This window comes from Coleofasciculus sp. E1-EBD-02, from assembly GCF_040218245.1.
Classification (GTDB): Bacteria; Cyanobacteriota; Cyanobacteriia; order Cyanobacteriales; family Coleofasciculaceae; genus Coleofasciculus.
In genome coordinates, this window is sequence record NZ_JAVJQN010000180.1 from 1 (window position 1) to 8,350 (window position 8,350).

9 protein-coding genes are annotated in these 8,350 nt (G+C 45.2%); 5 read left to right on the forward strand and 4 right to left on the reverse strand.

Going from position 1 to position 8,350, the window contains the following annotated elements:
• Positions 1 to 137 precede the first annotated feature (137 nt).
• Together RIC07_RS28300 and RIC07_RS28305 are read left to right on the forward strand one after the other, a co-directional pair.
• Positions 138 to 503: a DUF6887 family protein gene (locus tag RIC07_RS28300; protein WP_446397429.1), complete on the forward strand. Its 366-nt coding sequence runs from the start codon at positions 138 to 140 to the stop codon at positions 501 to 503.
• A 177-nt stretch (positions 504 to 680) separates the two neighbouring features.
• Complete coding sequence (locus tag RIC07_RS28305) at positions 681 to 1,367, forward strand: ribonuclease III domain-containing protein (protein ID WP_446397430.1); 687 nt, start codon at positions 681 to 683, stop codon at positions 1,365 to 1,367.
• A 266-nt stretch (positions 1,368 to 1,633) separates the two neighbouring features.
• Here the strand turns inward: RIC07_RS28305 and RIC07_RS28310 are convergent, their stop codons facing one another.
• Positions 1,634 to 2,176, reverse strand: coding sequence for a hypothetical protein (locus tag RIC07_RS28310; protein WP_446397431.1), 543 nt, complete (start codon positions 2,174 to 2,176; stop codon positions 1,634 to 1,636).
• A 421-nt stretch (positions 2,177 to 2,597) separates the two neighbouring features.
• Between RIC07_RS28310 and RIC07_RS28315 the strand changes: the two genes are divergently transcribed.
• Complete coding sequence (locus RIC07_RS28315; RefSeq protein ID WP_446397432.1) at positions 2,598 to 2,822, forward strand: hypothetical protein; 225 nt, start codon at positions 2,598 to 2,600, stop codon at positions 2,820 to 2,822.
• A gap of 626 nt (positions 2,823 to 3,448) precedes the next feature.
• Positions 3,449 to 4,048: a hypothetical protein gene (locus RIC07_RS28320; protein ID WP_446397433.1), complete on the forward strand. Its 600-nt coding sequence runs from the start codon at positions 3,449 to 3,451 to the stop codon at positions 4,046 to 4,048.
• Positions 4,049 to 4,190: 142 nt separating this feature from the next.
• Here RIC07_RS28320 and RIC07_RS28325 read toward each other — a convergent pair whose 3' ends face one another.
• The 3 genes from RIC07_RS28325 to RIC07_RS28335 form a co-directional block, all read right to left on the reverse strand.
• Positions 4,191 to 5,384: a beta-ketoacyl-ACP synthase gene (locus RIC07_RS28325; protein WP_446397437.1), complete on the reverse strand. Its 1,194-nt coding sequence runs from the start codon at positions 5,382 to 5,384 to the stop codon at positions 4,191 to 4,193.
• 156 nt (positions 5,385 to 5,540) lie between these two features.
• On the reverse strand, positions 5,541 to 6,323 hold the full coding sequence (locus tag RIC07_RS28330; protein WP_446397434.1) for a peptidylprolyl isomerase: 783 nt from the start codon (positions 6,321 to 6,323) through the stop codon (positions 5,541 to 5,543).
• A 111-nt stretch (positions 6,324 to 6,434) separates the two neighbouring features.
• On the reverse strand, positions 6,435 to 7,001 hold the full coding sequence (locus RIC07_RS28335; protein WP_446397435.1) for a photosystem I assembly protein Ycf4: 567 nt from the start codon (positions 6,999 to 7,001) through the stop codon (positions 6,435 to 6,437).
• A gap of 584 nt (positions 7,002 to 7,585) precedes the next feature.
• Here RIC07_RS28335 and RIC07_RS28340 point away from each other — a divergent pair.
• Positions 7,586 to 8,350, forward strand: a 765-nt coding sequence (locus RIC07_RS28340; RefSeq protein ID WP_446397436.1) for a photosystem II D2 protein (photosystem q(a) protein), incomplete at its 3' end; no start/stop codon positions are given.

The following is an 8,350-nucleotide window of genomic DNA, read 5'->3' on the forward strand; positions in this document are numbered from 1 at the left end:
GGTTGTTGCAGCGAAGCACGGGGTTAATCGTCGTGCCTGCGACTGGATTGTCAAATCTCCCCTTGTTGGAAGGGTCGATTTGACTTCTATCCCTCTCCGGGTTGCTTCGCTGAACCCGGAGTCTCACGAGATATACGATGACGATGCAACCTAATTTTCAGACAATGAGCAAAAAGGAATTACGCTCCTATTTGCTGGCTCATCGAGATGACGATAGCGCTTTCTATGCTTATGCAGATAGAGTCTATGATTCGGTAGCAACAGTAGAAGCAGCCGTTTTTGAGTGGTTAAAGCGTCAGAATCCTCACCTGGAGATTATCAAGGTTCCGGACAAGCGTTTAATGTTTATAATCACAGATGAGGACAAAAAAGTCAAGAGCATAAAAGTGCATATAATTAATTCTTCGATAGCTAATTATAAAACCCTATTGGAGATAAAAACCAAAGATATTCCTAGTGATAGGAAGAAAGATAAAGTTATTTTTTTTTATAGTTTTTGTTAGTAAAAACTATAAAACGGCACTGAATTTAGAAAGAGATCTAACCGAATTGCATTCCAACAGTGTTACTAAATATTCACGAGTCGTTGGGTATGTTGACTCGGATGGAAAGTTTAAGACAATTTAAAAGCTGGATTGCATTTAGAATAACTACTATCATTTCAATTTATAGTTTGAATTATGGATATAAATATAGAGACTGTTAAAAAGGCAATCAACATTGCTAATTTTAACCATACGGAGTTGCTGGAAATTGCCCTGACGCATCCTTCATATATCTATGAAGACCGCAACTTAAATTCGCAGCAAAAAGACAAGCAGGAGTGTGATTACAGAAGACAGGCAATTCTGGGCGATGCAATTCTCAATGCTGTTGTAGTTGATTATTTACATGAAAATGACTCTACTCTAAATCAAGGTAAAATTACTGACTTTAAAAATAACCTGGTGAGTCGGGAAAAAGCTTGTGAATTTGCACACAAGTTAAACTTAAGGAATATCTGTAGACTTGGAGGAAGTGCAAAAGATAAAGATATAAGCGACCAAGTCAGTCTATTTGGTGAGATGTTCGAGGCATTTGACTTTGAGCCTGAATTGAAGCAAGCATTACAACAAATTAAAGCTGAACTGCCTGACCTTGATGAAGAGAAAGAACGTTTTGAAGATTGGCGGCAAAATAATGGTCAAGACTGGATTGATAAAATAAAGAATATTTTGGGTCACGATTTACAGTTAGACTACGAGCAAAGGAATTTACTAAAGCAATATTATAATGCCAATAGATGTCTATTGGAGGAGCTGAATAGCAATTCTAATGTAACTCCCACAGTCAGAGAGGAAATTAAGAATAAGCTGTTCGGCATTTAAACCTTTGAGTGGATTACGGTTGTTCATTAGTGCAAGTGGGTCGCCCCTACAAGATATTTATTGCATCCTAGTGGCGTGGCAAACCTTAATTGGTGGATTAGCATTGTAGGGGCGCATGGCGTGCGCCCGATTCAATGATAAAATTTATTCCACAATTTTAATTTGAGCTGTGTCAGTCCACTACGATGGCGGCGTGGCACACCTAAAATGGTTGAATAAGGCTAAAACTCTTACTACGAACTTGTATGCCAAACCACAAAACCGCTTTAAGCAAGTTTGTATTTAATGGTTTGTTGGTCTAGATATTGACGTACCCCTTCACTCATCTGTAGCAGGTTAGGTTCAACTTTTTTGCTCAAAAAATCCTCAACCACTGATGCAACCTTGTTTGTTAACAACGGTGGGACTCCCTGAATCCGCTTAGGATCAATCCTGATTTCGCCACGACTTTCAATCAACGTCTGACCATGATCATTCAAAAAGCGATTCTTGCCAGCGCAGTGAACAGCTTCGGTAAAGGCGTGAGTCTTGATACTCCATACCAGAGTAAAATCTGACTCATTCCAGGTGTTATATTCTGTCCACTTCAGCATATCTTTGCTCAACAGTGTTCTAACCGGAGCTGGGATCTCGCCACCACCGTGCCACTCGTTGACGGCGTGAATACATGCATTGTCTTGATGACGGGACTTCACGTCGATGCTCCGAACATTCGTCATATAGGGGATTAACTCCATTAACCTATCACGGTAGGTCGCAAAAACAATGGAACGAGAAAAGGGAATCTGGATATCGGTAGAGAGAATCATATATAGCTTTGTGGGTTAATTCTTCATAAATTGTAAGAGTAAGTAGCTAGAGCCAACCTCTCCTATAGGACTTATTTCCATGCGTCAGTTCAAAAACATCTCTTGGGTAATCGCGCAACTCACTTGGGGATGAAACTCGATGTGATTTAGCCAAGTGTGGCAATTCGAGGTTGGCTACCCCTAATCCTATTATTAAGCCTTCATGAGGTCTTTATGAAGCTTTGATGAAGCTTGTGTGAAACCCTGGATAGCTCTTGACACTCCCCTCTAAAAATTTGTAGTCGTTAAGAGAGGAGGTTTGATTGTTCCTCGCATCACAACCCAGTCGCCAGTCAAAATGAGAGTGGAGAGACAGGCATAAGCCTTATCAGTCCCAGGAACACAAACCATCGCTCAATCGAATCTACCCTGGTGAGTTATTATGCTTTTGGTTTTATTGATAACCTTAACAATCACCTTCGCAGCAGTTTGTGTGGTTGTTAACACGACAGAAGAAATTGTCCAACTTGCCGCCGCGTTTACTGCCATGATTTGCCTATTGGTTAGCCTGGTGCTTGCCCCTGTGTGGCTTAAGGTGTTAATTGTACTTGCACCAATGGCGATCAAAAAACTCGCGATCGCGGGTATCAGCTTCACACATTTATAAGTCTGATACCTTAGGCATAAGCCTGTTGGCAGAGAGCCTGCTATCTTTCAAAAGGATACTCCGTAAGGAATACCTGCTGCCATTATTCTTAAGTAGAGCTTGCTGCAAAAACTGGAAACCCTTAAAAAGAAAGGGTTTCAGGACAATTAAAGGTTCATAAAGTGCAATAAATAAGCCTCGATAGATAAAAACTTCGACAAAATAGCGAGCCAGACGCTCGCACGACAACCGCTTTCCGTTCCCTATCCTTACCCCAACCCTTATTCAGCAACTCCTCAGTATGCCGAAGATTGAAGAGATTAGTCTAAGATCTTATATATCTTCAATAAAAAATTAAACTATGGAAACTTTAAGATATATTGAAGCCCAAAAAAATTTAAGACTTTGCTTTGAAAATAGGATTATAAGATAGTCCTGTAAACTTAATGATCACGGATGGATTAACACCAAGATCAAATCCCCATAAGGCTCAAACATAATGTTAAGATTGAGCCACCAGGCTTTCCTGCTTTAGTCTCACGATTAAAACTCGTTTCCTTAAAATGGCTTTGGTGATTTTTGGCTAGTGACTTGGGAATACTAAACTCAAGCGGTCTGCTAATCCATTTATTTTAATAGTTTGACAGATGCAATTTAAGAAATTAGCGCTGATCTTCATGACAGTTACCCTACTCGTAAGCTGTGTGCTGAGTATACTATCCGTGCGTTCGGAAAGTACGGATGCCAATCGTTCGGACAAAATCGCCAATAAAACCTCACCCCCTGTCATTCCACCCCCTCTGGAAACAGCGCTTGAGGAATTGCGTGTGATCCAAATCAAAATTGAAGGTGATATTCATCCCAAAGAATATGGCGAAGATATAAGTGATCTGACACCTATCGTCGAAAATGCCTACGGGGATGCTGAGATTCTAGCCACTGTTAAGTCAGCGTTAGCTGGACACCAATTAGCGGTTCAATTCTGGGAGTGCGATCGCGTTTTTGGCTATGACGAACTTTTCCAATGCCGAGATCAAGTTCTGCAAGCCGTCTTCCAAAAATATCCCGATATCGCCGCCCAAGCCCAGGCAATCGTGGCTAGCGAAAATACCACTTACATTAGTGCTGAACTGGATGAAAATTCTGTGTTAGAGGCAATTTGGGAAAAGACAGGTATGGATACGAAAACGGCACTGCAAATGAGTAACCCAACGTCCTTGACTGCAGATAATCACACTCAAAACTAATCAGCTATCATGAATTTAAATTTAAGTAGGGGCTGCTGAATAAGTCTTGTGGTGAGGGTAGGGAACAGGGAACAGGGAACAGGGAACAGGGAACAGGGAACAGGGAATAGGGAATAGGGAATAGGAAACAGTAAAGAATGTCCTAACCTGCCTTGGTACTGCTATACTTTCCCAGAGCCAGGATTGCATTTTGACCCCCAAAACCAAAACTCCAACATAATACTTGGCGAACCTTGTGCCGACGGGCTTGGGTCACCAAATCTAAATCAAACGCGGGTTTGCCCAAGCCGACACAAGGCGGTAATATCTGATGCTTGAGCGCCATCAAACAAAACGCGACACCGATCGCGCCCGATGCACCTAAGGTATGACCCGTGGCTCCCTTGGTTGAACTTACCGCTACTCTATGGGTAAACAAATCATCCATTAACTGGGCTTCATTCTCGTCGTTTAATCGAGTCCCTGTGCCATGAGCGTGAATATAGTCAATCTCAGTGGGGGAAAGATGACTTCGGTCTAAACATTGCTGAATTGCGGTTATCGCACTCTTGCTACTTGACTTGGGCGTAGTAAAATGGTATGCATCACAACTTAATCCCATGCCTAAGATTTGTCCATAAATTGGCACACCGCGACTCAACGCTAATTCTGCTGACTCCAACACCAAAACCGCTCCCCCTTCACCCAACACTAAACCCTCTCGTCGTTGGTCAAAGGGATAAGCCCCTGTTTTTGCCAAAGCCCCCATTTTGTCAAATCCTGCCAAGGTTAACCGGGTAATCGGGGCTTCCACCGCACCGACAATAACCCGTTGACATTGACCGATTTGGATCAGTTCAACCCCCCGTGCGATCGCCCAAATTCCTGTTGCACAAGCTGCCATAGGTGCCAACACAGGTGCCATCGAGCCAATTTGACGAGCTGTTGCGATCGCGGCTTGATGTGGCAATGTTTCTAACCAAGTCTCTTGCTTCAGCCGGGAGGAACGGTGACTAGAGAATAGCTCCCCTACGCCACCACTTCCCTGCTCAAGAGCGGCTCTGATCAACTCTTCCCAAGACGCCTGACAGCCACGACTGGAGCCAACCACCACACCACAATTAGGCATCGGTGTCTGAAGATTGGCATCAGCCAGAGCATCGGCGACGACGACCTGAGTCAACGTCGTTAATGAACTTGGCACGGAATTGATTAGCGCCAAGGGTCGAACAGGTAATTCTGGAAAGGGTTGATAAGAGCGAATCCCTGACTCACCATTAAGCAGTCGTTGCCAACTCTGTTCTAAACCCCCTAATGCTGAGATTAGACCAATTCCTGTAACAACAACCGAATGCAAACCCAAATTTTGACCCTTCACTTGCTGCGATTATTGAACCGAGGCTCTAGAAGGGCGGGTTTCGTTAAGTTATTGGTTGTCTCCAAAATGTTATCCGTAAAACCCGCCCCTACACCTCTGCGCCTCAGCTCCTTCAGCTCCCCCTGCCAAGATGCACTAGGGAGATTCTTCTGCCTCAGACTCAGGTCGTTTCAGATTTTCCAGTCCCTGGGTGACTTCGGCTGACTCGATGCGATCGCCTACTTGGATAGTATCTACCACATCCATGCCATTTTTCACATAGCCGAACACCGCATAATTTCCATCAAGAAAAGACAGATCCGATAGCGCGATATAAAACTGGGATGAGGCTGAATCTGGCATCGATGAGCGTGCCATCGCCACAGCACCACGAGTATGCTGCAACTCCGGAGGAGCAGAAATTCCAGCTTGCTCCAACGTTTTGCTATAGATAGGAGCCTCGGCATCCTTTGGCTTTATTTCTAAAGGAATGTAACGAGGCTGCCCTGTTTTCGGGTCAGTAAAACTCCCGGTTCCCAGACGCTCTACCGGAACATTGGGGTCTTTCCCTTGGGGATCACCTCCCTGAACCACAAAAGGTTGGGGTTCACGCACAACTCGGTGAAACACTAAGTCGTCATAAAAACCCCGCTCGACCAAATCGACAAAATTCCCGGCTGTAATTGGGGCATTTGTGCCATCGACCTCAATGGTAATCGGGGAATCTTTAACCGTTAAAACAACGGTCGCTTTTCCCTCTAATTGGGGTAAGCTGCTAATTTGAGGATTAGTGACTTGAGCTACCGACGTTTCTGTTGTTGCGGCTGTTGAGGAATCCGTCGTGTTTTGGGATGCCACCTTTGACGAACTACAAGCTCCGAGACTTAAGCCAACAATTACTACCACAACCAGGAACCAGCGCCGGACGATTACTTGCATATTTATTAACCTACCTTCTTGTAGCTGACGCTACTTAATCATTCTGCCTTAGAGCCTTCTGCCCTCTGCCTTTTCTCTACCAAAAAGGAGATAGTTAACCGGGATTTCCGATTACATGCCTTCTAGGGGGACAGCGAGGAAACGCGCCAGTTCTGCACCTTGGTTTTCCAGTTCCGATAGGGACAAAGGCTGTCCTACACGAGTGAGTGGAACCTCCCGGCGATCTTTGACGCGCAGGTAGAGAGTGCGGTTGGGATTAAGCCCTTCTTTGATCTCAACTTTAATCGATTGCACATCTTGAAGGCGACAGCTAAACTCGACTTTGCGGTTTTTGCCTGGAAAGCCCCAGCGAAAAACTTTTACCATTCCGGTTTCCTTGTTGAACTCATTGTATCCGCCGCCAACATCCCAAAGGATAACCAGCCAGAGATAGAGGGCAAAGAGCAAGCCAGCAATCCCGTAAAAGCTCATGGCGATGCCTTGAGGGATAAACTGTAAACCTCTGGTATCGCCCACAGGCAAGAGATCCCGTTGAAAATAACTGGAAAGTCCGGCTAAAAGAAATCCTGTACCACCGATTGAGGCGACTACCGCCCACCAGTAGTTGCTCAATCGCCGAGAGCCTAAAACAGATTGACGCAATAAGCGGTTCTCTTGTTGGGTTGGGGTGGCTGTCATACTATCCTGTTCCTTCCCTCTCAGAATGGGTGTAAATACGCTCCGCCTATTACTATGCCATTTTTGTTGACTCCTGTGCTGCTCAAGGGCAATTCTGAGTCAGATGTATCAATTTGTAAATTTCCCAACCTTGACTATTATGGTATTCAAGCACTGAATCCCCTACTCTCCCTAGCGAAAATCGAGGATTCGTGTAAAAATATGATAGTTTAAGAAAAATTAAGTCCACGCCAGTTAAATTATAAGCTGGTAACGCTAGGGTGCTTGGCACACCCTGTATTCAGGCAAAGTTAGTCAAGTCGGCTGACTTTCTCACAGTTAAGGTACGCCGAGACTCGGCGAAACCCAAGCCGCGAAGGTTTGAAACGCCCAACCCTGAATTAACAGGGGTTAGGAGATAACACGATGCCCTTATGGCTTTCCGTCGTGTGCCTGGGAACCCGTTGATCGGGATATATGGAACGAAATTTCCATAGAATCTCCTTTCTAGAAGAAGGGAGAGTGTCAAAAATTCCCAGTCTATCGCTGTGGAACTGTCAAGGGAAAAATCCTTGTAAACCCTTAATGTAAGAGGATTTGAAACGATGACCATAGCTGTCGGACGCGCTCCCAGCCAAAGAGGATGGTTTGACGCACTCGATGACTGGCTAAAGCGCGATCGCTTTGTATTCATCGGTTGGTCAGGTCTACTCCTGCTCCCTTGCGCCTACTTGGCGGTTGGAGCTTGGCTAACCGGTACAACTTTTGTTACCTCGTGGTATACCCACGGTTTAGCCTCTTCCTACTTGGAAGGCTGTAACTTCCTGACTGTGGCGGTTTCCACCCCCGCCGATACCTTCGGTCATTCCCTACTGCTACTGTGGGGACCTGAAGCCCAAGGCGACTTCACCCGTTGGTGTCAAATCGGTGGGCTTTGGACATTTACTGCTCTGCACGGTGCATTTGGCTTAATTGGCTTCATGCTGCGGCAATTTGAAATTTCCCGTGTAGTGGGAATTCGCCCCTACAATGCCATTGCCTTTAGTGGACCGATCGCGGTATTTGTCAGCGTATTCTTGATGTATCCCTTGGGGCAATCCTCTTGGTTCTTTGCTCCGAGCTTCGGCGTCGCCGGTATCTTCCGCTTCTTGCTGTTCTTCCAAGGATTCCACAACTGGACACTGAATCCCTTCCACATGATGGGAGTGGCAGGTATCTTAGGTGGAGCGCTGCTGTGTGCCATTCACGGTGCAACGGTAGAAAACACCTTGTTTGAAGACGGTGAAGGGTCAAACACCTTCCGGGCGTTTAACCCCACCCAAGCCGAAGAAACCTACTCGATGGTGACGGCGAACCGTTTCTGGTCTCAG